This window comes from Caulobacter sp. DWR1-3-2b1 (genome assembly GCF_049895765.1).
In the GTDB taxonomy this organism is placed as follows: domain Bacteria; phylum Pseudomonadota; class Alphaproteobacteria; order Caulobacterales; family Caulobacteraceae; genus Caulobacter.
Genome location: NZ_JAFCSZ010000001.1, coordinates 125,006 through 150,748 on the forward strand (window position 1 = coordinate 125,006; position 25,743 = coordinate 150,748).

Consider the following 25,743-nt stretch of genomic DNA (forward strand, 5'->3'; position numbering starts at 1 on the left):
CGACTGTCAATCGCAGCAACGCCATTCCTTTGCGTAGCAGGACCTAACCTAACGCCGTATCGCAGCAAATTTGCATCACTTCCGGCCACAAAAGCCCATCTTCGGCTTATGCGGCGCTTGGGTTTGCGATTTTTTGGGTTGATTACATCTCTGTAATTTGCAGTAATTTGCGGCAACGGCTCCGATCGCAGCGTCAGAAACGCGCAGAGCCGAACAGGGAGGGTGAGACCATGAACTCAAGAACTCAGCGCAGCCGTGCGCGTCTGATGGGCGGCGCAGCGACCAGCCTGGCGCTCATGTTCGCCTCGGCCAGCATGGCCCAGGCCCAACAAACCACCGCCACGACCGCCGAGCAGGATTCGGCCGTCGAAGAGATCGTGGTCACCGGCATTCGCGCCAGTATCGAAAACGCCATCGCGCTCAAGAAGACCTCCAGCTCGATCGTCGAAGCCATCTCGGCCGAAGACATCGGCAAGCTGCCGGACAACTCCATCGCAGAATCCCTGGCCCGCCTGCCCGGTCTGACCGCGCAGCGCCTCGACGGCCGCGCCCAGTCGATCTCGATCCGGGGCCTGGGTCCCGACTACAACACCGTGCTGCTGAACGGCCGCGAGCAGGTCTCGACCGGCGACAACCGCGGCGTCGAATTCGACCAGTATCCGTCGGAAATTCTCAGCGGCGTGCTGGTCTACAAGACCCCCGACGCCGCCCTTATCGGCCAGGGTCTGGCCGGCACCGCCGACCTGCAAACCATCCGCCCACTGAAGTACGGCAAGCGCGTCCTGTCGGCCAATGCCCGCTATGAGATGAACAGCGAAAAGAAGCTGAATCCGGACGCCGAAGACACCGGCCACCGCCTCAGCGCCACCTATGTCGACCAGTTCATGGACGGCACGGTGGGCGTCGCTATCGCGGTCTCGAACATCTCGACCCCGACCCAGAGCCGGCGTTTCAACGCCTGGGGCTATCCCACGACGGCCAGCGGCGACCTGGTGATCGGCGGCGCCAAGCCCTATGTGCAGTCCAACAACCTCAAGCGCACCGGCGTCATCGGCGTGCTGGAATACAAGCCGACCGACAAGCTCAGCTCGTCGCTCGACCTCTACTATTCCAAGTTCAAGGAAAAGCAGATCCTGCGCGGCATCGAGCTGCCCCTGTTCTGGAGCTCGGCCATGCTGCAGCCTGGCTACACCGCCACGGGTGGCCTGGTCACCAACGGGACCTATTCCGGGGTCAAGGGCGTGATGCGCAACGACCTCAACACCCGCAACACCACGCTCAAGTCGATCGGCTGGAACACCGCCTACGAAACTGACAACGGCTGGACCCTGGAAGCCGACCTCAGCCACTCGGACGCCAAGCGCACCGACGTGATCTTCGAGTCCTATTCCGGCACGGGTCCCAATGGCGTCGGCCCGACCGACACCCTGACCTTCAACACCACGCCGGGCGCGGGCACGACCTTCGGCTCGACGCTGGACTACACCAATGCCACCCTGTTCCGGCTGACCGACCCGCAAGGCTGGGGCGGCGGCGCGGCGGGCGGCGCCCTGACCCAGGCGGGCTTCTACAACACCCCCTCGATCAAGGACGAACTGAACGCCGCGCGCTTCACGGCCGAGCATGAGCTGGCTTGGGGCCCGATCAACAAGGTTGAAGTCGGCTACAACATCAGCCGCCGCGAAAAGTCCAAGGAGGTTCACGAAAGCTTCCTGACCTTCGGCGGCCGCATCGCCAGCGGCGCGCCGACCAGCGTCGCCATCCCGCAGTCCGCCCTGATCGGCACGGTCAAGCTGGACCTGATCGGCATCAAGGGCATGCTGGCCTACGATCCCGCCGCGCTCCTGAAAGCCAGCGTCTACACCCTGATCGCCGACCAGAACCCGGCCGTGCAGACCCGCAACTGGTCGGTGCAGGAAGACGTCCAGATCGCCTACGCCAAGTTCGGCGTCGAAAGCGCTGTGGGCGCGATCCCCGTCACCGGCAACGCCGGCCTTCAGGTGGTCTATACCGACCAGTCGTCAACCGGCGTGCGCGTTGATCCCGCCAACGTGGGCAATCCCACCAACAACGACGGCGGCGACAAGTACACCTATGTGCTCCCCAGCCTGAACCTGACCTTCAATCTGGGGAACGAGTTCTTCCTGCGCTTCGGCGCGGCTCGCACCCTGGCCCGGGCCCGGATGGACGAACTGCGCGCCAGCCAGTCGTTCAACATGAACTCCGGCAACCTCACCTCGACCAATCCAGCCACTTCCTACTTCAGCACCGACGGCGGCAACCCCGAGCTGCGGCCCTACATCGCCGACGGCGCCGACCTGTCGCTGGAAAAGTACTTCGGTCGCTCGGCCTATATTTCCAGCGCGGTCTATTACAAGAAGCTGTCGAACTACGTGAACTCCAGCTCGTCGCACGTCGAGGACTTCGCGGCCTTCAAGCCGCTGCTCAGCCCCGCGCAGCAGGCGGCCTTGGGCACGACCCTGGGTCTGGCCAAGGGTCCCGAGAACGGCAAGGGCGGCTATATCCGCGGCCTGGAAGTCTCGGCCTCGGTGACGGGCGATATCTTCTTCGAGCCGCTGCGCGACTTCGGCCTGATCATCAGCGGTTCGTTCACCGACAGCGAGGTCAAGCTGGACGAGGGCGCCAACCCGATCAGCATGCCGGGCCTCTCCAAGCGGGTGATCAACACCACCTTCTATTATGAGAACAACGGCTTCAACGCCCGGATCAGCAACCGCAACCGCAGCAAGTTCCTGGGCGAAGTCGCCGGCCTCAGCGCCGCGCGGATCTACCGGACCGTGGATGCGGAATCGGTGCTCGACGCCCAGCTCGGCTACGAGTTCCGCGACGGCCCACTGACCGGCCTGTCCCTGTTGCTGCAGGCCAACAACATCACAGACGAGCCGTTCAAGACCTACGAAAACGGCGATGAGCGCCGGACCGTCGACTATCAGGAATACGGCACGACCTACATGTTTGGTCTGTCCTACCGCTTCTAGCTGTCGAACATCTCCCCTAACCTGCGACAGCCCCCGCCAGAGCGATCTGGCGGGGGCCTTTTTATGAGAGACCCTTCGAGGGGCGAACCGGGCGGAACAGTGATGGCGGACGGCGGAGTGAAGTCCCTGACCATTGTCGGCGGCGGAACGGCCGGCTGGATGAGTGCCGCCATGCTGTCCCGCGCCCTGGGTCCCACAGTGGCGATAACGGTCGTCGAATCCGACGAGATCGGCACGGTCGGGGTCGGCGAGGCCACCATCCCGGCGATCAAGCTGCTCAACACCTTTCTCGGCCTGGACGAGAACGACTTCCTCGCCGCCACCAACGGCGCCATCAAGCTGGGCATCGAGTTCGTCGACTGGCACACGGTCGGCCAGTCCTATCTGCACGCCTTCGGACCGATCGGGCGTCCGCTGGGCATGGCGCCCTTCCATCACTACTGGAACCGCCGCCGGCTGCAGGGCGACGACGAGAGCCTGTGGGATTATTCGCTGAACGCCCTGGCCGCGCGCGCCGGCAAGTTCGACCGGTTGCAGACGGCGGGCGGCGGCTATCTGGAGGGTCTGGTCCACGCCTTCCACTTCGACGCCGCGCTCTACGCCCAGTACCTGCGCCGCTATAGCGAGGCGCAAGGCGTGCGCCGGGTCGAGGGCAGGATCATCGGCGTTGACCAGCACCCCGAGACGGGTTTCGTCACCGGCCTGACCTTGCAGGATGGCCGCACGGTGGGCGGGGAGTTCTTCATCGACTGCTCCGGCTTTCGCGGCCTGCTGATCGAGGAAACGCTGAAGACCGGCTATGACGACTGGCGCGGCTGGCTGCCGATGGACAGTGCTATCGCCGTGCCCTGCGCCTCAACCGCGCCCCTGACACCCTTCACCCGCGCCACGGCCCGCGAGGCCGGCTGGCAATGGCGCATCCCGCTGCAGCACCGCACCGGCAATGGCCACGTCTTCTGCAGCGACCACATCAGCGCCGCCGAGGCGACCGACGTGCTGATGCGCAATCTGGACGGCGCCCCTCTGGCCGAACCCCGCCAGCTGAAATTCGTCACGGGCAAGCGCAAGCGGTTCTGGAACAAGAACGTCGTGGCCATGGGCCTGGCCAGCGGCTTCATGGAGCCCCTGGAATCGACCAGCATCCACCTGGTGCAATCTGCGCTGGGCCGCCTGATCGCCCTGTTCCCCAACAGCGACTTCAACCCCGTCGAGATCGACGAATATAATCGCCAGACCGCCCTGGAATACGAGTACATCCGCGATTTCCTCGTCCTGCACTACAAGGCCACCACCCGCGAGGACACCCCGTTCTGGCGCGCCTGCAAGGCCATGGACATCCCCGACAGCCTGAAAGCCCGCGTGGAGCTGTTCGCCCAGTCGGGCCGGCTGTTCAGCAAGGAAGACGACCTCTTCAAGGAGGCTAGCTGGATCCAGGTGCTGATTGGCCAAGGCGTGCTGCCCGGCGCGGCCCATCCGCTGACCCGGGTCGTCAGCGACCAGCAGTTGGACGAGTACATGACCAATATCCGCCAGATCATAGGCCGCGCGGTCGAGGGCCTGCCCAGCCACGCCGACTTCATCGCCCGACATTGCGCGACCAGCGCACGCCCCGCTGCCTGAACCCTTCCCGTCCCCTTCTCCCTGACGCCTCCGCCGGACCTGCCTGGCGGGGGCGTTTTTTGATACGAAGCGTTGCTGCGGCGAAATGGCCCATTAAGGTTGTCGAGGCATTCTCCATCGCGATTTTGGAGAGCTACGATGGTTACGACGTCCAAGCCCTTGAAGGCGCTGCTCGCAATGGCCGGCGGGGCCGCCCTGCTGAGCGCCTGCGCCAGCGCCGACGATGTCGCGGCCCTGCGCCAGCCGGCCATGCCGCCGGTCGCCATAGCCAAGGCGGCGCAGCACAAGCCGTTCTTCCGCAATGTCTCGCTGCAGGAAGTGGAGGGCGCGCCGGAGTTTCGCTGGTTCGACGGCGGCGCGATCATAACCACCCGCCCCACCCGCGTGCAGGTGGTCGAGAACCTGACGCAGCATCTGGATCGCGCCGACATGTTGGCCCGCAGCCGGCTGGACGGCGAGTACATGCTCTATGTGCGGTTCGACGAACTGCGCGGCCCCAATGTGTGGTTCGGAACCGACAAGCTGGCCTCGGCCCGCGTGACCTTCCGCCTGGTGCGCTGGCGCACGGGCGAGCTGGTCAAGGAAACCACCGTCGAGACCAGCTATCGCGCCGAGTGGACGGGCTTCACGCCCGAAATGACGCGCGCGGCCATCGGCGGCCCGCTCCTGGCCTCGAAGGACGCCGTGCTGGCCCCGGTCGGCGGCGCGCTGAAGGGCGTGGCGCTTGGCTATTACGTGAACCAGAACCTGATCGTTTCCATCGCTGATGCGCCCTATGCCGGCCTGGTCGGCGCGGTGGAAGCCTCGCGGATCGGCGGCCCCAGCCGCGCCCCGGCCGGCTTTGCCGCCGCCTTCGCCACGGCCGCCGCCATCGGCAGCGCCAGCGGTCGCTTCACTAATCTGGAAGCCATGCTGGCGGGCGGGGTGATCGCCGCAGCCGGCGCGGCCGCGGGTCCGACGCCCGTCGCTCGCCCGGTCTCGGCCAATGGCGAGATGACCACCGCCATCGCCGGTCGCGCCCGCCGCCTGGCCGCCACGCGCGGCCTGATGGACCTGGCCTTCGACCAGTTCATGGCCGAACTCAGCGCGGACGGCTCAGTCAACTACAAGACCGCCGTTTCCTGCTCGGCCCTGAACGGCGGCAGCGGCAAGGGTCCCTATCTGCGCGAAAACGCCAGCAGCTACGCCGTCGATTGCCCGGGCGCGTTCTACAATGAGAGCAAGACCCAGCGGGTCTATCCGTCGCGGTTCTAGAGCATTTTTCGATCAGGCCTGAGGCCTCCCCAGGACACGGCGTCCCAGAACCAGGATCGCGATCAGCACGGCCTCCGCGACCATCGGCGGGACCAGGTCTGGCGAAGGACCGGTCATCACGAGCGAGAGCGTCCGCCCCGCCAGGGCCAGACCAATGAGGATCAGCGGCGCCAGCAGCAGATCGGCGCGGTCGCGCGCCGCGCCCGCCAGCGACAGAACGCCGACCGTCGCGAACAAGGCGAACAGATCGGCCCTCATCGAGGCCAGTCCCAACGGACCCAGAGCCCGCAGGCCAAAGCTGGCCGCCCCCGACTCCGTATTCAGCAGGAAGGTCGCCGCCGTCAGCAGGCCCAGAACGCCCACGGCGCCAACCAGAACTCGCACCAGGATCCGCATCATTTCGCTCCCCGCCCCATTGTCGTGACATGCTAATTGCCCTGTTTGTGCGAAGGCAAGCCTGACCCCGGCCGGCGAGGTCCTGCGCGCCGCCGTCCGCCACATCCTCGACGAGGCCTGACCATGAGCGACGCCCTTTATCCGACCTTGCGCGCCGCCAACCTGGCGCGGCAAGCCGAGTGGGACACCGACGGCCAGATCACCCTCTCTTATCGCGGCAATGAACTGGCCGGCGAGGTGGGCGAGGCCTGCAACATCATCAAGAAACTGGAACGCGAGCGGATGGGCATCGCCGGGTCGCGGGCCAGCATCGCCGAACTGGCCGAAGAACTGGCCGACGTCATCATCTGCGCCGACCTGATCGCCATGCAGCTGGGCATCGACCTGAACCGCGCGGTGGCGGAGAAGTTCAACAAGACGTCGGAGAAGGTGGGGTTGCGGACGCGGTTGGCGGGGGTTGGGGGCGAGGGAGAAGACTCCTAGATATGGAAGACCCTCTGCTCGACTCTACCGCTTAGGTCCGCAGGGGGATTTCAGAGATCACCACGCGCCCTTCGGGATTGGTGATCTTGGCCTCGCGCAACAGTTCGACAAACGCCCGATACATGGTCAACGGCTGCTTCGTCGGACCGATGATAATCCGCTCCAGAATGTTCTCAATATCGGCACTATGCAGTCCATTGGCCGGATCGTTCGCGAGCGGGATTTTGTGAATTTGTTGCGGTATCCCCTCAATGACTGCGAAGGCGGCCTTGATCACGGGGGATTTCTCGAACGTTGGTTGATAAAGTACGCGCCATTCCTTTTCCTCGGCAAATCCAGGATGCTTGGTGCAGAGCATATGCACCTTCAGCATTTGGAAGAGGCAACTAAAGACCGTATCGCGTCCGAGCGCGGCCACTTCGTCGCGGCGCTCAATCATCGCATTTCCGATTTTGGTCAGCTTCAATAAATATTCGTCTGGTGACGCGTAGGTGACGGGTGCCGACATCGCCTTGAGTTCGTTGGTGTCTGCCATGAACGGCGTGTTCTTCAGGATCAGGGCAACGCCGTTTCCCTGCCCGTAGGCCCGCCACATCGAAAGGCGTCCGAGGAAATCCTCACCTTTCTCGTGCTCGGACAGTGACGTGAGAAAGGTCTCTTGCTCGAAATCTGGAATCCACGAGTTGAAGGCGTCCAGAAAGTCCTTGGCCAGACCAGGAAAGAAACTTTCCAGAAACTCGAGAATCCGTCTGCCCGGCCCTTCATCGTTGAATGCCGGGATGATGCACGCCTTACCGTGCTTCACTTCCGAAAAATCGTTCATCGTGATGGCGTTGCGCATCCAAATGAACGGCTCTTGGATGATGCTCATCGCCACGGCTGCGCTCGTGTAATGAGCGAAGCGGCCATTCGTGAGTTCGATTTTCTGCTGAGCTTCCCAAAGATCTGGGAAAAACAGAGATGCGATCTGCACATATTGTTCTGAGTGGGCCACGAGAATCTCCGGTTCAACCTTTGGCGTAGCCATTCCGGCGACAAGGTTGCTCAGGACTTCGGAGCGAGGTCCGGCCGCGACGCCAGGAACGCCGCCTTCTCCGCCTCGGTCAGGACCTTGGCGGTCTTGCGGCGGGAGGCCTTCGGGGTGGCGCGGGCATAGACCTCGGGCTGGGCGGCGGGCTTGAGGTCGGCCAGGCGTTTGATCGGCGGTTTCATCGGTTTCCTGGATCGGTTCGGGCAGGACCATGCGGCCACACTGTGACGATCTCATGAGTCGGCGACCGGCGATCCTCCCCCTCTCGGCGGGGCTATCGCATATGGAGTTGCAAGGGAAAAAGCTGTCATCCCTGACAAGCCCGGCAAAGCCGGGCGCCGATCCGGGACCGCCGGAAGCGCTGAGTTCTGGCGTTGGTCCCGGATCGGCACGCTGCGCGCTTGTCCGGGATGAAAACCATTTTTTTGTCATATGAGATAGCCTTGCCGAACGCACTTGTGTGTATAACTACACACGATCAAACGTGACGTCATTTCGGCGCAGGCCGGGATCAAGCTCAGGCAAGCCAGATGGTCCAGTATATCGCCCTGATCCACAAGGAAGCCGCCAGCGACTATGGCGTGTCGTTCCCCGACCTGCCGGGCTGCGTCACGGCCGGCTCGACCCTGGACGAGGCCCGCGCCATGGCCGAAGAGGCCCTCGCCCTGCACCTGGAAGGCATGGCGCAGGACGGCGAACCGATCCCCGAGCCCTCGTCTCTGGAGGCGGTGATGACCGATCCGGTCAACCGCGATGGCGTCGCCATTCTGGTGATGGCCGAAACCAAGGCCAAGATCGTGCGCGTCAACATCACCCTGCCCGACGACACCCTGCGCGAGATCGACCGGTACGCCGAGGCGCACGGCTTCACGCGCTCGGGCTTCCTGGCGCAGGCCGCCAAGCGGGTTATGGCGGCGTAAGGTTACAACCGCCCGCGCCGGCCGCCCTTCAGCCGGTCCATGGCCCGTTCGGCGCGCGGTTCAGGCCGACGGGGCCAGCGCGACTGCCCTCCAGCCGGCCCCCTCAGTTGCTCGGCGACAGCTTCCCAGAAGGAGAGCAGCATCGCCGCCAAACCCTGTGGATAACTTTCGACTATCGGAAAGGTGTGGTAGGCTTGGAGGGTAAGGGAGAAACGAGACTTTTCAAAGCCTTGCTATGTCAAACTCCCCACTCGCTGCTGTAGAGAAAACAACGACTTAAATGCCGGATGTCAAACCTGCTAGGCCAGCCATTCCGCCTCAAAATCGCGCTGACACCGAGCTTCGCTTTCCGAGCCTCGTACGACATTGGCGTTTTTTCGTTGACGAGCGTGCGCCTGCTGGAAGGGTGAATTGAAATCAAGTCCCCGCCGCAATCTTTACTTGTAATTGCAGACGATAGCCTCTCCTAATTGCAATCTCATGTCAGCGACGGGGGACGTCGATGTTCACATCAGCATCGCGCACGCGCCGACCCGTGAGCGTGTTCGGCTGGATCGCGCGAATCCTCGGCGGTGCCGCGATCCTGGTGGTGGTCCTGTTTTGCGGCCTGTTTGCGTACTATTACCAGTTCGTCTACCGGCCGCAGGAGGCCTTCGTACGCCTGAGCGGGCCAGACCGGCGGCTCGCGATTTACGACGCCTTCGCCGCCCAGATCGACCGGCATTATTATGACCAGAGCTTCACCGGCTTCGATTGGCCGACGATGCGGCAAGAGGGGCGTACAAAGGCTGCGGCAACGCCGAACGATCTTTCGCTCTATCTCGACGTGCTCTTCCAGATGACGCAACGGTTTCCCGCGTCCCACGTCCTCGCCAGCCCCCCCACACCGCCCACACCGCCCAAAGAGGCGAAGGCCGCCATGGCCGCTAACGTTGCGCCGACGCCGAACGCCGTCTGCACAGATCGCAACAGGGGCCTGCAATACGTCCAGATCCGGCGCGGACGAGGGACCTTAACTGTCGTCGGCGAGGTCTGGCCGGGATCGCCTGCGGCCCGGGCGGGCGTGACGCCAGGCTTGGTCGTGGAATCGTTGCAGGAGACTGGTGGACGGGGCCAGCGTCATTTTAAGGCGACCTTCATTCAACTGGACCTGGGCCAGATGCATGCGATTGAGGGCACCGGGTCGGTACAACTCTCCGGCACGGACCTGGAGCGGCTGCGGCGGCCGGTTGATTTCAAATACCGCTGCGGGACGTCTTCCGTCGGACCTTTTGAGACCCGCCGCCTGCCGAGCGGCGCCCTCTACATCCGGTTCGACGCGTTCCAGTTGCCGGTCCTGAAACAGGTCGAGGCGGCGCTGAGAACGGCCAGTGGCCCCGGCGTCGTTTTAGACCTGCGGTCCAATGTCGGCGGCTATTCGATATTGGCTCTCAATCTTCTGATTCCGCCATCAACGCCGGTCTATTTTGAGCGCCGCGCAGGGTCGCGACGCCGGATCTCCACCGACCGCTCGACCTGGCGCTACAGCGGGCCGGTGGTCGTGCTGATCGGGCCGGCCTCGGCCAGCGCGGCGGAAGTGACCGCCGCCGCCCTGAAACGCGAGCATCGAGCCTCCCTTGTCGGGCGAAAAACCAACGGATCCGTGCTCGGCTCCAACACATTTCTGCTTCCCGATGGAGGAATGGTGCAAGTTCCGGTCATCGACATCGAGATGCTCGACGGACGACGGCTCGAAGGCGCGGGCGTGGCGCCGGACATCGAGGTCTACCCCACGGAGATCGACCTGCTGGCTGGCAGGGACCCAGCACTGGAACGAGCTGAACGGGAACTTTTGCTCGGCAACGCGGCACCGCGCTAACGCGAGGCCATCGTCGAATAACCACCCCTTAGCTGACGCTGGAATGGTCTGGCCATTGGAGCAAACTGACTTCGGGTAGGCGCCTAAGAGCGATCCCCCATCGAAGAACGCCGACCACGAAAAAAAGGGGTGCTAGGCCATCACTGTCAAACCCCGAGACAAGAGATTGTTTTATTTATGTATTCCGTGGAGGGTTGGTAGGCCTGGAGGGACTCGAACCCCCAACCAGACCGTTATGAGCGGTCGGCTCTAACCATTGAGCTACAGGCCCCCAGGAACGTGCGCGTTCGGAGGAAGGGCGCATTAGCATGGGCCGAACGCGGCTTAAAGCTCCCGTTCAGGTTCAGTCCGTCATCAGGGAACCATACAGGGTCGGTTAAGCTTCCAACACCACCCGACAGGAGACTTCAAACATGACCTCGTTCGCCGCCCGCATCGCCTCTGCCGCCCTGATCCCCGCCGCCTTGGGAGGCGCGTTCGCCCTCGCCTCGGCGCCCGCCATGGCCCAGAGCGCGCCGGACGCCGCCTTCCGCGCCACCACCTTCAGCCTGGCCGCCCATGGCGAGACCAATGTCGCGCCCGACATGGCCACCATCACCCTGGGCGTGCAGACAGACGACATGACGGCCGCCGGCGCCCTGAAGGCCAATGGCGCGCGGATGAACCAGGTGATGGCCGCCCTGCGCAAGGCGGGGATCGCGGATCGCGACATCCAGACCTCGAACCTGAACGTGAACCCGCAATACGTCTACGAGCAGAACCAGCCGCCCAAGTTCAACGGCTATCAGGTGACTAACCAGGTGACGGTAACGGTCCGCGATCTGACGAAGCTGGGCCAAGCGGTGGACGCCACGGTCTCGGCCGGCGCCAACACCGTGAGCGGCATCGCCTTTGGCCTGCAAAACCCGCAGGTCGCCGAGGACGCGGCACGGGTCGCGGCGGTCAAGGCGCTGCAAGCCAAGGCCGACCTCTATTCCAGGGCCACGGGCTACAAGATCGTGCGGCTGGTCAATCTGGGCGAAGGCGGCGGCTATACGCCCGCTCCGCCAATGCCGATGTACGCCATGGCCAAGCGTGAGTCGGCCGATTCCACCCAAGTCGCCGGCGGCGAGCTGAAGGTTCGGATCGACGTCAACGCCACCTATGAGGTGGCCCGCTAAAGGTTCGCTAGAAGCCGGCCCGGATAAAGGCGCGCTCGACGCGCTCCTGAATCTCGCGCCCTGGCAGGGCCCGCTCGCCTTCCATGACCGCCACATAGGTCAGGTTGCGGGCGGGCTTGCCTTCGCCGGTCGGCACCGGGCCAATGGCCCAGCCTACGGTGTTGACGCCGCCCGTGCCCGTCGGGCAGCTGGCGAAGCGGGCCGGCTTGCCGACGGCGTCCTTGAGCACAACCTCGGCGATCACCGGCTCGCCGCCCGCGCAGGTCGGCAGGTTGCGCGAGCAGGTGATGTAGCCGCCCGCGCGCCAGACGACCTTGCCCGCAGCGTCGGCCATCATCACGCAGGTCGAGCCCGAGCCGATGGCGCGGCCCACCCCTTCGGTCAGGCGAGTCTCGTCGATGCCTTCGGGCAGCTTCGGCGCGCAGCCGGCCAGCAGGCTGGCGGCGAGGATGAGTCCGGCCAGGGCGCGCACTCTAGGCGACCTTCTTGATCAGGTTGCCTTCGTCCAGCAGGACCACGGTCGGGGCATAATTTCGAGCCTCCTCGGCCGGCAACTGGCAATAGGCAGCCACGATGACCAGGTCGTTCTTCTGCACCAGCCGGGCGGCGGCGCCGTTGACGCCGATCACCTTGGAACCGCGCGGGGCCTCGATGGCATAGGTGGTGAAGCGCGCGCCGTTGGTGATGTTCAGCACATCCACCTGCTCGTTGGGCAGGATGCCCGAGGCGTCCAGCAGGTCGCGGTCGATGGCGATCGAGCCTTCATAGTCCAGATCGGCCTGGGTGACGGTGGCGCGGTGGAGCTTGGCCTTCAGCATCGTGAGCAGCATGGCGGAACCTGTATCCCCTTGAGTAAACTGGGCTTTGACAGGGCCGCCACACATATGGGGCCAAGGCAGTAAGCCATATAGACCACGAAGCCGCGCCGGTTCAATTGCTGCGCCCGAGTCGAAAGGGTTAACAGCCTCGCCGATCCGCGCTAAGGTTGAAAGAACGAGGTTATGTGGTGGGGGCCATGCGTAACGGACAACTGATAGTCGCGGCGGCTATTGTCGTCGCGACGGTAGGGCTGGGCGCAACGATCGCCTCTCGCGTCGCCGCGCAGACGCGGGTGGATCCCGCAACGGGCGCGCCCATCGGCGCCGCTCGGCCGCCGGTTTTGACCCGGGTCCCGCCGGTGACGACGGTTCCGCCCCGCAGAGGCGGCCGGGTCGATTGGCAGGGCGCCGTGGGGGGGCTTCGCCAGAGCGGCGGCGCTTCCGAAACCCTGGGCGCCAATCTCGACAAGGCCGAGGTGGACGCGACCCGCGTGCCGATCCTGTTGCCCAACGACCCCAAGCTGACCGCCGGAGCGCGAATCTACAGCTTCGGCGACTACTACACGATCACCGCCGACGCCCCCGGGGCCGGCATTTCGCTGAGCGGCCGAACCTCCATCGTTCCCCTGCCCGCCTCGAAGCCGCTGAAAATCGAGCCGATCGGTCCGGAAGGCCTGACGGTCCAGCGGACGGTCGACGGCCAGCTGGCCAGCTTCGTCCGCTATGGCGTGCTCTATACGGTCGAGATCCGCTGCGAGAAGGCGGGCGACCTGCGCTGCACCGACGACAATTACGTGCTGGGACTGGTGGGCAAGACCACGACCGTGGTGCTGGGCGCCGCCGCCCGCGCCGAAGCCGGCCTGGGGGGCTGAGCCGATGAGCAAGCTGACCGCAACCCTGGCCCTGGCTGTTCTGGCCGCCTTGGCCCTGACCGCCTGCGATCCCAAGGCGCCCGCGCCTGGCGATCCGCCCAAGCCGCCCTCGGCCGATCCGGGTCCGCCCAAGGCCGACGACGAGCCCGTCGATGGCGGCGCAGAGCAGGAGCCCTCCGAACCCCTGCCGCCCAGTCCCAGCGATCCGGTGCAGCCGGCCGAGCCGCCCGCTCCCTCGCCCGCCACCTTCGACCACGGCGCCGCCGGCCAGCTGCCGAGTGGACAAGGCTCGGGCTATCTGGACCGCACCGCCTGGGCGCCGGCCATGTGCTGGCCGCTACAGGAAGCCGGCTTCGCCAACTCCCAGGTCTATGGCCCCGGTGGCGGCAAGGGTCCGGCGGGCAAGCCCAGCCAGTGCGACAGCCTGAACTACACCCTGCCCTGGCGCGATAATTTCTGCGAGGCGCGCTCCCGCACCAGCCCGCTGTGCGGCTCGGGCACTGGCCACCAGGGCCAGGACATCCGCCCGGCCACCTGCAAGAAGAACGAGCACTGGGCCGTAGCCACCGAGGCCGGGACGATCACCGACCTTGGGACCTATACCGTCACCCTCGTTGGCAAGGCCTCGCCGCACTACACCTACCGCTACCTGCACATGCAGATGTCGACCCTGACTGTGGCCGAGGGAACCAAGGTCACGGCCGGCCAGAAGCTGGGCAAGGTGTCCAACGACTTTGGCGGCACGCCCACCACTATCCACCTGCACTTCGAGATGCGCGCGGGTCTGGCCGGGGCGACCACGGACGGAAAGCCGGTAGTGATCGACACCTTCATCCCGCCCTATCTGAGCCTGGCGGAAGCCTATCAGCGCAAGCTGAACGGCGGGACCTGCGGTTAGGGAGCGTTTTCGAGCGAAGTGGGCGCCGGTTCGCGTGAAGAAAACACGTCAAACAAGGAAGTAGACGTCCAGCATGGACCTCTACACGGCGGCTTTCAAGAAAGTCGTCATCTGGCTGAGCAGGTCGGTCTTGCCCCTGAACGGGCGGGACAGGGCCAGCATTGTGTCGGCGTGGACCAGCCCCGGATAATGCCGCTCCTCGACCCTGGCGCCGGCCCCGCGCAGGGCGGCGGCCAGCTTGCGGGTGTTGCGTGGATAGACCGTGGTGTCGGCGTCCCCGGTCGCGAGGAAAGCGGCTGGTGAATTGGCGGTCGCATAGCGCGCCGGCTGGGTCGCGGGCAGGTCCTGGGTCTTACCGAAGGTGCGCCGCGTAATCGGGCCATCCAGCGGCAGGAAGTCATAGGGTCCCGACAATCCGGCGAAGGCGCGCACGACCTTGGGATCTACGCCCGCAGTCTTCAGGTAGCGCGAGTCCAGCGCCAGCATGGCGGCGTTGTAGGCACCGGCCGAGTGGCCAATCAGCACGATCCGCTCGGGATCACCGCCCAGCGCCTTGGCGTTGTCGACGGCCCACCGCACCACCGCGGCGCAGTCCTCAAGAAAGTCCGGGAAAACCACCTCGGGAAAGATGCGATAATCCGGCACGAGGGTCAGGAACCCCTGGGCCGCCAGCGCCCTGCCAGCCCAGGCGTAGTCGGCGCGCCGACCCGAGTCCCAGGAGCCGCCGTAGAAGAACACCGCCACAGGCTCGGCGCCGGTCGCGTTTGGCGGCGCATAGACGTCCAGCTTCTGGCGGGGCCCCGGCCCGTAGGCCGCGCCCCGCTGAGGTGTCCGGGCGGCGTCCTTGGGCGTAAAGGTCGCGAACAGGGACAGCGGCGAGCAGGCGCCCACCAGGGATCCCGCCAGGGCCGTCAAACCGACGCGTCGCGTCATCTCACCTCTCGCCACGCCGCGCTCCATCTTCATCGCGATACAGGTACGCGCGAAAACGGCGTTCGGACCACTGGCTAGAGCCCTTTCCGACCTGATGGCTTCATCAGGGTCGGGCGAAAAGGGCTCTAAATCAAAAGTTTAGAGCATTTTTCGATCCGATAACCGTTTCACACTTATCGGAAAATGCTCTAGCGCGCCTCTACCAGCTTGCTGATGGCGTCCAGATAGAGGCCAAAGGCCGTGCGGCCGTTTTCCGTCAGACTGATCCGGGTCAGGGGCTTGCGGCCCACAAAGCTCTTTTCGATGGCCACATAGCCGGCGTCTTCCAGCTTTCGCAGATGGACCGAGAGATTGCCGTCGGTGACCGACAGCCTGGCCTTCAGGGCGTTGAAGTCCGCGACCTCGGCGCCTGATAGATAGGCCATGATCCCCAGCCGCACGCGTCCGTGAATGACCTCGTCGATGTGATTGATCTCGAAATCGTCCATACGCTGAGCCCTAGACGATGTCCGAGGGTTCTTGTCGCATCAGGGCTAGCCCCGGAATTACGCCAAACAGCACCAGGCACGCGGCATAGGCCAGAAACATGTGCGGCGTTCCGGCCAGCAGCCCCATGACCACCGCCGCGGCGAAACAGCCCCAGGCGGTCGACCGCATCCAGCCCTTGCGCGTCATCGCCGCGGCGATCGCCCAGGCCGCGCCATAGAGCGCCAGGATGATGATCGGGAAGACATCGATCACGGCCCAGTTCCGGGTGCGGTAGCCCATGGCCATGAGGGCCACCCAGATCGCGAACATCGTCCAGCCCACCGCCGACCATGCCGCGCCCGTTGCGCGATTGACGGAGGCTTGGGCTCCCGTCTTTCTTTGCGAGCGACGGATGACGGTGCGCGCTGCAATCGCGAAAATCGCCCCTGCGCCAAGCCAGATGACCAAGGGCGCCCAAGGCGAGATTACAGGCAGACCCGCCAGGGTCGCCCATTGCAGCACCGAAGCCGTACCAAAGATCGCGCCCGCCGCCACCAGCACGCCGCCGCCCAGCATCGGCGCCTGACGTCCCTCCTCGGCGAGGGCGCGCATGAACGCGATGTCGTCGCGGATGGCCTTCATCTCTTCAGTCACGGCGCAGCTCCCCACCGTTCGGTGGAACGAGAAATACCGCCATGACTTTGCGATGTAAAGTTCTTCTCAGAGCTTGAAGCCGCCCGCCACGACCTTGGCGTGGATCGCCTTGGTGACCTTCACATAGCCCTTGGCCGGATCGCGGAAATAGAGTGGATCCTTGGTCTTGGCCGGGTCGAAGCCGTCGGCGACCAGATCGATCTTGCGGTACTTGAAAGTGCCGGTGGTCTCGATCTCAGGCTGCAGGCGCACGAAGATTGGCCGTGCGTAGGCGGGCAGCTCGCGGTCGACATATTCGGCCAGGCTGGCGATATCGAACTCGGGACCCACGACCAGTGAGGCCATGCCGGCCTTGCCGTCCAGGTCGCCAATCGGAACGCCATAGACATTGACCTCCAGCACGCCCGGCACCCCGGCCAGCCGCTCGGAGACCTCGCTGGTGGCGACGTTTTCGCCCTTCCAGCGGAAGGTGTCGCCGATCCGGTCGACGAAATAGATGTAGTCGTCGCTGTCGGTGCGCATCAGATCGCCGGTGCGGAACCAGGCGTCGCCCTTGGCGAACACGTCGTGCAGCACCTTCTTCTCGGTCGCTGCCTTGTCGGCATAGCCGGTGAAGTTGGAGCGGGCGTCGCTGGCGATATGGCCGATGCACTCGCCGATCTCGCCAGGCGCGACCTCGACGCAGCAGCCGTCGGCCCCGCGGATCGGCGTCTCGGTCTCGACGTCGAACTTGACGATCTTGATGTTGAACTTCTTCCGCAGATAGCGGGGAATTCGACCGATGGCCCCGCGCCGGCCATCGAAGTTGAAGAGCGAGACATTGCCTTCGGTCGCGCCATAGAACTCCAGCACGCCGCCCACCTTGAAGCGGTCCATCATGTCGTCCCAGACATCGGGACGCAGGCCGTTGCCGAAGATCAGGCGGATCTTGTGGTTGCGGTCGTCTTCGCTCTCCGGCTGGTTGGCCAGATAGCGGCACAGCTCGCCGATATAGACGAACATGGTGCAGTTGCCGGTGCGGATATCGCTCCAGAAGTGCGTGGCCGAGAACTTCTTGCGCAGCAGGATCGAGCCGCCGTTCAGCAGACCCGCCCCCATGGCGCAGAGGCCGCCGGTGGCGTGATAAAGCGGCAGGGTTACATAGATGCGGTCGGTCGCCCCAGCGTCGGTCGAGCCGGCGAAGCCGCGCATATAGAGCTGGGCGCGCATGTGAGTGATGCGCGCGGCCTTGGGCAGGCCGGTAGTGCCGCTGGTGAAGATGTAGAGGGCGGTGTCCATGGCCGTCAGGCCGCCTCGAGCGGTGTCACGGTCGGGGCGCAGCTGGCTGCAGCTCTTCAGGGCGTTGACCAGGTCGCGCTGGTCGCCGTGCGCTGGCCCCAGAACCCACTGCTGGACGTGCCGGCCCAAGCTGCTCTTGACCGCCTCGAAGCAGGGCGACGTCTCGGGATCGACGATGCAGTGCAGAGCCTGGGAAATGTTCAGGCAATGGGCCAGAGCCGGGCCGGTCAGCTGGTTGTTGATCAGGGCCGTAGCAACGCCGACCTTCGACAGGCCATACCAGATCGCCAGATATTCCAGGCGGTTGGGCATGAACAGCGCCACCGTCTGGCCACGCGTGATGCTTTGCCCCTTGGCCCAGTGGGCATAGCGGTTGGCGATCGCGTCCAGCTCGGCATAGCTGATCGTCTTGCCCTCGAAGGTGATCGCGGGGCTGGCCGACCAGCGATCGACCGCTGCTTCCAGGTCGTCGCAGATCAGGTTGGCGCTGTCGGGAGCGATGGACTTCACGCGCTTGAGCGTGCGCATCAGCCCTTTGAGGAACACCCACTCACGCTTCAACCTGGCCTGCAAACGCATAAGCACCCTCCATTCAAACAACCATTGGAGAGCGCCGCGCGGCGGGTCAAGACACGCCGTGGCGCGCCGCGCGCGTTTCAGTCAAGAGGCTGGCGCGGGGGCCTCAGCCGCGTCGGGCGACATCGGGATATTTAGCTGTTCGCTGCTGGAGGCCTGCGGCGTGTTGGGATTTCGGACGAAAGCCGGCGCGGCGACGAGCGTCGCCCCCAGCCCTCCTGGACCTCTGCGAGAGATGATTGAATCCATCATGTCGCGCCGCCTCCTCCGTTGAAAGAAGAGGCTATACGGGCGCTTGAAGGCGCGCCAACCAAGACGACCGATGCGTTAAGCAGTGGCCAGCTTGCGCTGATCCTCCCGCGCCGACTTCAGCTTCTCGGCGACCAGGAACGCCAGTTCCAGGGCCTGCTCGCCGTTCAGGCGCGGGTCGCAGTGAGTGTGATAGCGGTCGGCGAGATCGCCTTCCGACACCGCCCGCGCGCCGCCCAGGCACTCGGTAACGTTCTGGCCGGTCATTTCCAGGTGGACGCCGCCCGGGTGGACGCCCTCGGCGTTGGCGATCTCGACGAACGACTTCACCTCCGAGAGGATGCGGTCGAACGGCCGGGTCTTGTAGCCCGTCGAGGCCTTCAGCGTGTTGCCGTGCATCGGGTCGGTGGCCCAGACCACCGAGCGGCCGGCGGCCTTGGTCGCCTTCATCAGGCGCGGAAGGCGGTCGGCGATCTTGTCGGAGCCAAAGCGGCCGTAGAGGGTCAGGCGGCCTGGCTCATTGTGCGGATTCAGCACGTCGATCAGGCGCAGCAGATCGTCGCCTTCCATGGTCGGGCCACACTTCAGGCCGATCGGGTTCTTGACGCCGCGCATGAACTCGATGTGCGCCCCGTCCAGCTGCCGGGTGCGCTCGCCGATCCACAGCAGGTGGGCGCTGGTGTCATACCAATCGCCCGAGGTGCTATCGACGCGGGTCATGGCTTCCTCGAAACCCAGCAGCAGGGCTTCGTGGCTGGTGAAGAACTCCACCTGATGCATGCCCGGATGGCTCTGCGGGGTCACGCCGATGGCGGCCATGAAGGCCAGGCTTTCGGTGATCTTGTCGCTGAGTTCGCGGTAGCGCGCGCCCTGCGGGCTGTCGCCCACGAAGCCCAGGGTCCAGCGGTGGATGTTGTGCAGGTCGGCATAGCCGCCGTTGGCGAAAGCGCGCAGCAGGTTCAGCGTCGAGGCCGACTGGCCATAGGCCTTCAGCAGGCGATCCGGATCAGGGATGCGCTCCTCGGCCGTGAAGTCCATGCCGTTGATGTTGTCGCCCCGATACGAGGGTAGCGTCACGCCGTCGATGGTCTCGATCGGTTCCGACCGCGGCTTGGCGAACTGGCCGGCGATGCGGCCCACCTTCACCACCGGCTTGCCACCGGCGAAGGTCAGCACCACCGCCATCTGCAGGATCAGGCGGAAAGTGTCGCGGATGTTGTCGGCGTGGAATTCCTTGAAGCTCTCGGCGCAGTCGCCGCCCTGCAGCAGGAAGGCGCGCCCTTCGGCCACATCGCCCAGCAGGGTCTTAAGACGGCGCGCCTCGCCCGCAAAGACCAGCGGCGGCATCTGGCGAAGCGTTTGCTCGACCCGTTCCACAGCGCCCGCGTCCGGATAATCGGACGGGATGTGCTTGGCGGGTTTTGCTCTCCAAGTGGCAGGGGTCCAACGCGTGGTCATGACAGGCTCGATAACTTCAAAGGGAGCGGCTTTTACCGTAGCCGAGAGGAAAAGGCAAAATCATGCGGTCGACGATCGGTTTTTGACAGGTGTAAGGAAATTTCATCCTGACCTCAGCCGTGACGACTTCAATCCTTGCGTGAAATGTCGCAGGCGATAACGGTCAAGGCGCCCAGGGCCAGCCACCATTCCTGCCAGACCCCGAAGCTGAGACCGCCAATCGTCAGATAGGTGACCAGGGCCCCGGCCGCTATGGCGCCGTCCTCCTGGGACTCGCCGGTCAGCGACACAATCCGATAGGCGACCCAGCTGAAGAAGATTCCGCCCAGAGCCGCGCCCACCGCGCCAAGCTCCAGCCACAGCTGCATGGCGGCGTTGTGGGTGTGCAGCGGGATGGCCGGGCCGAACATCCGGCTGGCGTCCAGGCCCCAGCCGCGAATGGCGTGGGCCTGCACATGGTCGGCCGTGAAAGCCCAGATATCCAGGCGGGCGTCCCATGAGCGCGGCACATGCTGGTGCAGCCAGGCGACCAGCCCCGAATGCACGCCCCAAAGCAGCATGACCGGACCCAGTACGAAGGGAGCCGCGACGAGTGCGACCAGCACTCTCGCGGCGACTTTGCCAAACAGACGAACAGCGCCGAACGCCATGAAGCCAAACGCCAAGGCGGCCCAGCTGGCGTCGGCGCTGAGCGCCACCGCCCCGACGATCACGGCGCCCAACAAGACGAAGGCGGCCGGCGACCAGCCCCTCCCGCTCATGATCCGCGCCGTCGGCCAGAACAGCAGCGCCAGGGCGTAGGTGGCGATGGATACCTTCACCACCGCCAGGTCGGGCCGGATCGGATCGTTGGTCACGGCCCGGAGCCATTGATAGAAGGCCGCTCCGCTCACGCCGTCGAGAGCGACCAGCAGGGCCAGGGCCAGAACGCTGATCGCCAGCACACAGGCCGCGCGGCGCGCGGACCGGTCGGAAAGCCCGCGAAGGGCCGCGATCGCCGAACCATACAGCGCCAACTGGAACAGCAGCTTGAGCCCGGTGAAGGACCCCATGTCGTCACTGTCTTTCAGGTCGACCAGGTTCGGCGCGCCGGGGCTCCAGGCCAGGCTGATCAGCGCCCAGACCACCAGCACGAACAGCGCCATGGCCGGCGGCGACGCCGGTCGGGAGCGCGCGAGCCCCGGCGTGGCGAGCAGTCCGCAGAGCGCAAGAAGCGGTGCGAAGCCCAACGGCGCCAGATAGCCCACGAGCGGAACCAGCGCGATGGTGAACACCGCGACAGCCCCTAGCCATTTCGTGGAACGCTCCGCGCCGGCGACAGACCTCATCCGGCGCCAACATCCGTGGGAGCGTACTTCTCCTTCATCGTCACCAGTTCCTCAGCCAGGGTCGGATGGACCGCGCAGGTCGAGTCCCACTGCTTCTTGGTGACGCCCATCTTCACGGCGATGGCGGCCATCTGGATGATCTCGGGCGAGTCCGGCCCCACCATATGCACACCGACCACCTTCTCGTCGTCCTGCTTGACCACCAGCTTGATCAGGCAGCGCTCCTGGCCGCCATAGAAGGTCAGCTTCATGGGCCGGAAGACCGAGCGATAGATATCGACCTTGCCGAACGCATGCCGCGCCTCGGCCTCGGTCATGCCGACGACTCCCACCGGCGGCTGCGAAAACACGGCCGAGGCGACCATGTCGTGATCGAAGCTGGTCGGGTTGTCGTAGAACTCGGTCTGGGCGAAGGCCGCGCCCTCGCGGATCGCCACCGGCGTCAGGTTGATGCGGTCGGTGACGTCGCCGACGGCCCAGATGCTATCGACATTGGTCCTGGACTGCTGATCCACGGCGATAGCGCCGCGCTCGTCCAGCTTGACGCCCACCTTGTCGAGACCAAGGCCATCGACATAGGGCTCGCGACCCGTAGCGAACATCACCGCGTCAGTTTCGAAGGTCAGGTCGTTGCTGAGGGTGCTGAGGAGCCCAGCATCGGTCTGTTCGATGCTCTTGTGCGAACAGCCCAGCACAACCTTGATCCCCCGCTTTTCCAGCTCGTCGGCCAGGTGCGAGCGCACATCGTCGTCAAAGCCGCGCAGGATGTTGGCCCCGCGATAAAGCAGCGTGGTCTCCACGCCCAGGCCGTTGAAGATGCCCGCGAACTCCACGGCGATGTAGCCGCCCCCGACCACCAGCACCCGCTTGGGCAGGGTCGGCAGGTGGAAGGCCTGGTCAGAAGTGATGCCTAGCTCCGCACCCGGGAAGTCCGGCTTCACCGGGCGGCCGCCAGTGGCGATCAGGATCTTGCGGGCCGTGTAGCGCCCCGCGTCCCCGGAACCATCAAGGCTGCCTTCCTTGGGCAGAACCTCGACGGTGTGGGCGTCGATCACCCGCGCCTTGCCGTGCAGCAGGTGCGCGCCGGCCTTCTGCAGGTTGGTGACATAGATGCCCGACAGCCGGGCGATCTCGACGTCCTTGTCATGCAGGAAGGCCTTCCAGTCGAACGACCGCTCGCCGATGGTCCAGCCATAGCCCTCGGCGGTCTTCAGCTGGCTGGACACCTCGCTGGCATAGACCATGAACTTCTTGGGCACGCAGCCGCGGATAACGCAGGTGCCGCCGACGCGATATTCCTCGGCCACGGCGACCTTGGCGCCCGAGAGCGAAGCCAGACGCGCAGCCCGCACGCCGCCGGAGCCGGCGCCGATGACGAACAGGTCGAAGTCGTAGTCAGCCATCGAAGGCTCCAGTCAAGCTAGGGAACGTCGGGCGCTCTATCTAGGAACTCAAGGGACCAGGCGCACCACGCCATTGTCGGTTCCCAGCAGCGCCTCGTCCGCCAGATCCAGGAACAGGCCATGATCGACGACGCCTGTCACGGTCTTCAAGGCCGCGGCGAGACCCGCAGGCTCCTCGATCCGGCCCGAGGCCATGTCGTAGATCAGGTTGCCGCCGTCGGTGACGACCACGCCCCGGTCGGCCATCCGCAGGCGCGGCGGCAGCAGTTCGAACTCGGCGGCGATGTCGGCTAGGCGCTGGCCGGTATGGACGTGACCGAAACGCACGACCTCGATGGGCAGCGGAAACTTGCCCAGCACCTTCACGTGCTTGGCGGCGTCGGCGATGACCACGCAGCGCTTGGAGGCTTCCCAGACCAGCTTTTCGCGCAGCAGCGCCGCGCCGCCGCCCTTGATCAACGACAGGCCCGGACCGATCTCGTCGGCGCCGTCGACCGTGAGGTCCAAGGCCTTGACGTCATCGAGCGCGGCCAGGGCGATGCCCAGTTCCCGCGCCAGATTGGCGGTGGCGTCGGAAGTCGGCACGCCCCGGATATCCAGCTTCCGAGCGGCCAGAGCCTTCACGAACCAGGCGGCCGTCGAACCGGTGCCCAGGCCCACGACCATGCCGTTCTCGACCAGCTCGGCGGCCGCTTCGCCCGAGAGGCGCTTCTGATCGTCGGGGCTCATGCCTTCTTGTCCTTCTTCTTGTCTTTTTGGGCCTGCTTGAGGGCGCGAAACTTCGCCGCCCAGCCTGGCTTGTCCTGTTGTGGCGCGCGGGAAAGCGCCAGGGCGCCGTCCTCCACATCCTTGGTGATCACCGAGCCCGAACCCGTCATCGCCCCGTCGCCGATCCGCACGGGCGCGACCAGGGCGCTGTTGGAGCCGATGAAGGCGCCCTTGCCGACATGGGTCTCGAACTTCTCGAAGCCGTCATAGTTACAGAAGATCGTCCCGGCCCCGATATTGGCCTTCTCGCCTATCGAGCCGTCGCCCAGATAGCTCAGGTGATTGGCCTTGGCGCCCGCTCCAACCTTGACCTTCTTGACCTCGACGAAGTTGCCGATGTGGGCGTCGGCGCCGATCTCGGCCCCCGGCCGCAGGCGGGCATAGGGGCCGATCAGGGCGCCCTCGCCCACCGTCGCGCCTTCCAGATGGCTGAACGCCTTGATCACCGCGGCGCTCGCGATGTCTACGCCGGGGCCGAAGACCACGAACTGCTCGACAGTCACGCCGGCGGCGATCCTGGTGTCCCAAGCCAGATGGACGGTGTCGGGCGCGGGCATGGTGACGCCCTCGACCATCAGGGCGTTGCGGCGGCGCTTTTGCCAGACGGCCTCGGCCGAGGCCAGTTCAGCCTGGGAGTTGACGCCCTGCACCGAAGCCTCGGCGGCGAAGGTCGCGCGGGTCGACAGCTCGCGCCCGTGGGCGATGCCAACTACGTCGGTGAGGTGGTATTCCTTGTTGGCGTTGTCGTTGCCGACCTGGCCCAGAATATCGAACAGCAGCGCCCGGTCGGCGGCCAGGACGCCGGAATTGCAGTGCTTCACCTGACGGGTGCTTTCGTCGGCGTCCTTGGCCTCGACGATGCGCAGCAGCACATGGCCCGGCGCCAGGATCAGGCGGCCATAGGCGCCAGGGTCGTGGGCCTCGAAGCCCAGCACCGCCACGTCGGCGCCCGAGGCGCGCAGGTCGAACAGCGGCGCGATCACCGGGGCGGTCAGCAGGGGGCAATCAGCAAAGGTCACCACCACGTCGCCGTCGAAATCGGCCAGAGCCTCCCTGGCCGCCAGCACGGCGTGGCCGGTGCCCATCGGCGGATCCTGGATGACCACGGCCGCCTCACCCAGGCGCTTGCGGGCGTGGACGCCGACGGCGGGGCTGTGGGTCCCGACCACGACGATGATCCGCGCGCAGCCCAGGGCCTCGGCGGCGTCGATGGCGTGGTCCATTAGGGTCCGCCCGGCGATCCTGTGCAGCACCTTGGGGGTGGGCGACTTCATCCGTGTGCCCTGGCCGGCGGCGAGGATCACGGCCGCCCTTGGGCGGATCGAAGCGGTGCTGGTCATGTCTTGCGACTCTCTTGGGCCGAACCAAAGTTGCATTACCCGGCCGTTTAGCCGAAAGGCCAGATCAATGCATGACCTTCAAGCCCTGAACGGCGCCACCATCGCCTTCGACCTCGACGGCACCCTCGTCGACACCGCGCCCGACTTGGTCGGCGCGCTGAACACGATCCTCATCGAGGAAGGCTTGCCGGCCCTGCCCTTCGACGAGGTGCGGCTTATGGTCGGACGCGGCGCCCGCGCCCTGCTGGAGCGCGGCTTCGCCGCTGCGGGCCATCCGCTGGACGCCCTGACCGCCCCCAAGCTCGTCGAGCGCTTCATCGCCGTCTATCTGCAGCGCATCGCCCAGGAGAGCGCGCCGTTCCCCTGCGTGGTCGAGGTTTTGGCTGAGCTACGCCAGGCCGGCGCCAGGCTAGTGGTCTGCACCAACAAGCTGACCAACCTGTCGGTCGCCCTGCTCGACGCGCTGGAGTTATCCACAGCCTTCGACGCCGTGATCGGCGCGGATCTGTCGTCCGCCGCCAAGCCCGATCCGATCCACATCCTCACCGCGATCAGGGCCGTGGGGGGCGATCCGCGTCGGGCGGTGATGGTCGGCGACAGCATCAACGACGCCTTGGCCGCCAATCGCGCCAACGTCCCTGCCCTCATGGTCAGCTTCGGCTATACCGAAGACCCGGTAGAGACCCTGGGCGGTGATCTGGTCATCCACAGCTTTTTGGATGTGCCAAAGGCCTGTATCGACCTTCTGGCCTCTTGCCCCCGGCCAAACACCGGGCTATAGGCCCGTCCCTCCCGCGAAGCGGTCCTTTGAAGGTCCGGTTCAGCAGCGAGAACGGTTCATCGAACCGCCCGAAACGGTATGGTCGCGTAGCTCAGCGGGAGAGCGCCTGCTTCACACGCAGGATGTCACAGGTTCAATCCCTGTCGCGACCACCACTTCCTCTTCTCCCCGATCGACATCAGGCTCTTCCCTCGCCGCG

At 65.3% G+C, this 25,743-nt stretch carries 24 protein-coding genes and 2 tRNA genes; 11 read left to right on the forward strand and 15 right to left on the reverse strand.

Annotated elements, in window-relative coordinates; genetic code table 11:
* Positions 1-230: 230 nt before the first annotated feature.
* From ACP69S_RS00655 to ACP69S_RS00665, 3 genes are all read left to right on the forward strand, one after another.
* Positions 231-2,999: a TonB-dependent receptor gene (locus ACP69S_RS00655; RefSeq protein ID WP_425993866.1), complete on the forward strand. Its 2,769-nt coding sequence runs from the start codon at positions 231-233 to the stop codon at positions 2,997-2,999.
* A 102-nt stretch (positions 3,000-3,101) separates the two neighbouring features.
* Entirely contained in the window at positions 3,102-4,619 is a 1,518-nt protein-coding gene (locus ACP69S_RS00660) for a tryptophan halogenase family protein (RefSeq protein WP_425993868.1), read from the forward strand.
* Positions 4,620-4,757: 138 nt separating this feature from the next.
* Entirely contained in the window at positions 4,758-5,873 is a 1,116-nt protein-coding gene (locus tag ACP69S_RS00665; protein WP_425993869.1) for a hypothetical protein, read from the forward strand.
* Positions 5,874-5,885: 12 nt separating this feature from the next.
* On the opposite strand, the gene ACP69S_RS00670 is transcribed toward ACP69S_RS00665, so the two are convergent.
* Positions 5,886-6,272 carry a hypothetical protein gene (locus ACP69S_RS00670; RefSeq protein WP_425993871.1) on the reverse strand — a complete coding sequence of 129 codons (387 nt, stop codon included), beginning with the start codon at positions 6,270-6,272 and terminating at the stop codon, positions 5,886-5,888.
* Between the two features lie 120 nt (positions 6,273-6,392).
* Here ACP69S_RS00670 and ACP69S_RS00675 point away from each other — a divergent pair, with 120 nt between their 5' ends.
* The gene (locus ACP69S_RS00675) at positions 6,393-6,752 is read left to right on the forward strand and encodes a MazG-like family protein (protein WP_425993873.1); all 360 of its coding nucleotides are present in this window, start codon (positions 6,393-6,395) and stop codon (positions 6,750-6,752) included.
* 31 nt (positions 6,753-6,783) lie between these two features.
* On the opposite strand, the gene ACP69S_RS00680 is transcribed toward ACP69S_RS00675, so the two are convergent.
* Positions 6,784-7,746, reverse strand: a complete 963-nt coding sequence (locus ACP69S_RS00680; protein ID WP_425993875.1) for a DUF2971 domain-containing protein — start codon at positions 7,744-7,746, stop codon at positions 6,784-6,786.
* Between the two features lie 50 nt (positions 7,747-7,796).
* Positions 7,797-7,964 carry a hypothetical protein gene (locus ACP69S_RS00685; protein ID WP_425993877.1) on the reverse strand — a complete coding sequence of 56 codons (168 nt, stop codon included), beginning with the start codon at positions 7,962-7,964 and terminating at the stop codon, positions 7,797-7,799.
* 348 nt (positions 7,965-8,312) lie between these two features.
* Here ACP69S_RS00685 and ACP69S_RS00690 point away from each other — a divergent pair, with 348 nt between their 5' ends.
* On the forward strand, positions 8,313-8,702 hold the full coding sequence (locus tag ACP69S_RS00690; protein ID WP_425993879.1) for a type II toxin-antitoxin system HicB family antitoxin: 390 nt from the start codon (positions 8,313-8,315) through the stop codon (positions 8,700-8,702).
* 535 nt (positions 8,703-9,237) lie between these two features.
* Positions 9,238-10,560 carry a S41 family peptidase gene (locus ACP69S_RS00695; protein ID WP_425993881.1) on the forward strand — a complete coding sequence of 441 codons (1,323 nt, stop codon included), beginning with the start codon at positions 9,238-9,240 and terminating at the stop codon, positions 10,558-10,560.
* 195 nt (positions 10,561-10,755) lie between these two features.
* Here the strand turns inward: ACP69S_RS00695 and ACP69S_RS00700 are convergent.
* Positions 10,756-10,831 (reverse strand) — tRNA-Ile (locus ACP69S_RS00700).
* Positions 10,832-10,973: 142 nt separating this feature from the next.
* Between ACP69S_RS00700 and ACP69S_RS00705 the strand changes: the two genes are divergently transcribed.
* Positions 10,974-11,720 (forward strand): SIMPL domain-containing protein, encoded by a 747-nt coding sequence (locus tag ACP69S_RS00705; RefSeq protein ID WP_425993883.1) that lies wholly within the window; start codon positions 10,974-10,976, stop codon positions 11,718-11,720.
* A 7-nt stretch (positions 11,721-11,727) separates the two neighbouring features.
* Here ACP69S_RS00705 and ACP69S_RS00710 read toward each other — a convergent pair whose 3' ends face one another.
* Positions 11,728-12,192 carry a hypothetical protein gene (locus ACP69S_RS00710; protein ID WP_425993884.1) on the reverse strand — a complete coding sequence of 155 codons (465 nt, stop codon included), beginning with the start codon at positions 12,190-12,192 and terminating at the stop codon, positions 11,728-11,730.
* A gap of 1 nt (position 12,193) precedes the next feature.
* A complete protein-coding gene (panD, locus tag ACP69S_RS00715; RefSeq protein WP_425993886.1) occupies positions 12,194-12,550 on the reverse strand; it encodes an aspartate 1-decarboxylase in 357 nt (118 codons plus the stop codon).
* Between the two features lie 185 nt (positions 12,551-12,735).
* On the opposite strand from panD, the gene ACP69S_RS00720 reads away from it, so the two are divergent.
* Together ACP69S_RS00720 and ACP69S_RS00725 are read left to right on the forward strand one after the other, a co-directional pair.
* Positions 12,736-13,410 (forward strand): hypothetical protein, encoded by a 675-nt coding sequence (locus tag ACP69S_RS00720; RefSeq protein WP_425993888.1) that lies wholly within the window; start codon positions 12,736-12,738, stop codon positions 13,408-13,410.
* Positions 13,411-13,414: 4 nt separating this feature from the next.
* On the forward strand, positions 13,415-14,308 hold the full coding sequence (locus ACP69S_RS00725) for a M23 family metallopeptidase (RefSeq protein WP_425993890.1): 894 nt from the start codon (positions 13,415-13,417) through the stop codon (positions 14,306-14,308).
* 81 nt (positions 14,309-14,389) lie between these two features.
* Here the strand turns inward: ACP69S_RS00725 and ACP69S_RS00730 are convergent, their stop codons facing one another.
* The 9 genes from ACP69S_RS00730 to glmU form a co-directional block, all read right to left on the reverse strand.
* Positions 14,390-15,241, reverse strand: a complete 852-nt coding sequence (locus tag ACP69S_RS00730) for an alpha/beta hydrolase (RefSeq protein ID WP_425993892.1) — start codon at positions 15,239-15,241, stop codon at positions 14,390-14,392.
* Positions 15,242-15,429: 188 nt separating this feature from the next.
* Positions 15,430-15,729, reverse strand: coding sequence for a winged helix-turn-helix domain-containing protein (locus ACP69S_RS00735; RefSeq protein ID WP_425993894.1), 300 nt, complete (start codon positions 15,727-15,729; stop codon positions 15,430-15,432).
* Positions 15,730-15,739: 10 nt separating this feature from the next.
* On the reverse strand, positions 15,740-16,363 hold the full coding sequence (locus tag ACP69S_RS00740) for a hypothetical protein (RefSeq protein WP_425993896.1): 624 nt from the start codon (positions 16,361-16,363) through the stop codon (positions 15,740-15,742).
* A gap of 66 nt (positions 16,364-16,429) precedes the next feature.
* Positions 16,430-18,220 carry a long-chain-acyl-CoA synthetase gene (locus ACP69S_RS00745; protein ID WP_425993898.1) on the reverse strand — a complete coding sequence of 597 codons (1,791 nt, stop codon included), beginning with the start codon at positions 18,218-18,220 and terminating at the stop codon, positions 16,430-16,432.
* A 324-nt stretch (positions 18,221-18,544) separates the two neighbouring features.
* A complete protein-coding gene (locus tag ACP69S_RS00750) occupies positions 18,545-19,924 on the reverse strand; it encodes a class II 3-deoxy-7-phosphoheptulonate synthase (RefSeq protein ID WP_425993900.1) in 1,380 nt (459 codons plus the stop codon).
* 128 nt (positions 19,925-20,052) lie between these two features.
* Complete coding sequence (locus ACP69S_RS00755) at positions 20,053-21,198, reverse strand: O-antigen ligase family protein (RefSeq protein ID WP_425993902.1); 1,146 nt, start codon at positions 21,196-21,198, stop codon at positions 20,053-20,055.
* 50 nt (positions 21,199-21,248) lie between these two features.
* On the reverse strand, positions 21,249-22,655 hold the full coding sequence (gene gor, locus ACP69S_RS00760; protein WP_425993904.1) for a glutathione-disulfide reductase: 1,407 nt from the start codon (positions 22,653-22,655) through the stop codon (positions 21,249-21,251).
* Positions 22,656-22,703: 48 nt separating this feature from the next.
* Entirely contained in the window at positions 22,704-23,384 is a 681-nt protein-coding gene (rpiA, locus tag ACP69S_RS00765; protein WP_425993906.1) for a ribose-5-phosphate isomerase RpiA, read from the reverse strand.
* Entirely contained in the window at positions 23,381-24,763 is a 1,383-nt protein-coding gene (gene glmU / locus ACP69S_RS00770; protein WP_425993908.1) for a bifunctional UDP-N-acetylglucosamine diphosphorylase/glucosamine-1-phosphate N-acetyltransferase GlmU, read from the reverse strand. Before glmU ends, rpiA begins: the two co-directional genes overlap by 4 nt.
* Before the next feature lie 67 nt (positions 24,764-24,830).
* Here glmU and ACP69S_RS00775 point away from each other — a divergent pair, with 67 nt between their 5' ends.
* Together ACP69S_RS00775 and ACP69S_RS00780 are read left to right on the forward strand one after the other, a co-directional pair.
* On the forward strand, positions 24,831-25,544 hold the full coding sequence (locus tag ACP69S_RS00775) for an HAD-IA family hydrolase (RefSeq protein ID WP_425993910.1): 714 nt from the start codon (positions 24,831-24,833) through the stop codon (positions 25,542-25,544).
* Between the two features lie 80 nt (positions 25,545-25,624).
* Positions 25,625-25,699: transfer RNA gene (locus ACP69S_RS00780), tRNA-Val, on the forward strand.
* The last annotated feature ends 44 nt before the right edge of the window (positions 25,700-25,743 follow it).

Excerpts from the sequence above, each read along its gene's own strand:
- ACP69S_RS00655 (WP_425993866.1), top strand. The coding sequence starts at position 231 with ATGAACTCAAGAACTCAGCGCAGCCGTGCGCGTCTGATGGGCGGCGCA.
- ACP69S_RS00660 (WP_425993868.1), top strand. The coding sequence starts at position 3,102 with ATGGCGGACGGCGGAGTGAAGTCCCTGACCATTGTCGGCGGCGGAACG.
- ACP69S_RS00665 (WP_425993869.1), top strand. The coding sequence starts at position 4,758 with ATGGTTACGACGTCCAAGCCCTTGAAGGCGCTGCTCGCAATGGCCGGC.
- ACP69S_RS00670 (WP_425993871.1), bottom strand. The coding sequence starts at position 6,272 with ATGATGCGGATCCTGGTGCGAGTTCTGGTTGGCGCCGTGGGCGTTCTG.
- ACP69S_RS00675 (WP_425993873.1), top strand. The coding sequence starts at position 6,393 with ATGAGCGACGCCCTTTATCCGACCTTGCGCGCCGCCAACCTGGCGCGG.
- ACP69S_RS00685 (WP_425993877.1), bottom strand. The coding sequence starts at position 7,964 with ATGAAACCGCCGATCAAACGCCTGGCCGACCTCAAGCCCGCCGCCCAG.
- ACP69S_RS00690 (WP_425993879.1), top strand. The coding sequence starts at position 8,313 with ATGGTCCAGTATATCGCCCTGATCCACAAGGAAGCCGCCAGCGACTAT.
- ACP69S_RS00705 (WP_425993883.1), top strand. The coding sequence starts at position 10,974 with ATGACCTCGTTCGCCGCCCGCATCGCCTCTGCCGCCCTGATCCCCGCC.
- panD (WP_425993886.1), bottom strand. The coding sequence starts at position 12,550 with ATGCTGCTCACGATGCTGAAGGCCAAGCTCCACCGCGCCACCGTCACC.
- ACP69S_RS00720 (WP_425993888.1), top strand. The coding sequence starts at position 12,736 with ATGCGTAACGGACAACTGATAGTCGCGGCGGCTATTGTCGTCGCGACG.
- ACP69S_RS00725 (WP_425993890.1), top strand. The coding sequence starts at position 13,415 with ATGAGCAAGCTGACCGCAACCCTGGCCCTGGCTGTTCTGGCCGCCTTG.
- ACP69S_RS00730 (WP_425993892.1), bottom strand. The coding sequence starts at position 15,241 with ATGACGCGACGCGTCGGTTTGACGGCCCTGGCGGGATCCCTGGTGGGC.
- ACP69S_RS00735 (WP_425993894.1), bottom strand. The coding sequence starts at position 15,729 with ATGGACGATTTCGAGATCAATCACATCGACGAGGTCATTCACGGACGC.
- ACP69S_RS00745 (WP_425993898.1), bottom strand. The coding sequence starts at position 18,220 with ATGCGTTTGCAGGCCAGGTTGAAGCGTGAGTGGGTGTTCCTCAAAGGG.
- ACP69S_RS00750 (WP_425993900.1), bottom strand. The coding sequence starts at position 19,924 with ATGACCACGCGTTGGACCCCTGCCACTTGGAGAGCAAAACCCGCCAAG.
- gor (WP_425993904.1), bottom strand. The coding sequence starts at position 22,655 with ATGGCTGACTACGACTTCGACCTGTTCGTCATCGGCGCCGGCTCCGGC.
- rpiA (WP_425993906.1), bottom strand. The coding sequence starts at position 23,384 with ATGAGCCCCGACGATCAGAAGCGCCTCTCGGGCGAAGCGGCCGCCGAG.
- glmU (WP_425993908.1), bottom strand. The coding sequence starts at position 24,763 with ATGACCAGCACCGCTTCGATCCGCCCAAGGGCGGCCGTGATCCTCGCC.
- ACP69S_RS00775 (WP_425993910.1), top strand. The coding sequence starts at position 24,831 with ATGCATGACCTTCAAGCCCTGAACGGCGCCACCATCGCCTTCGACCTC.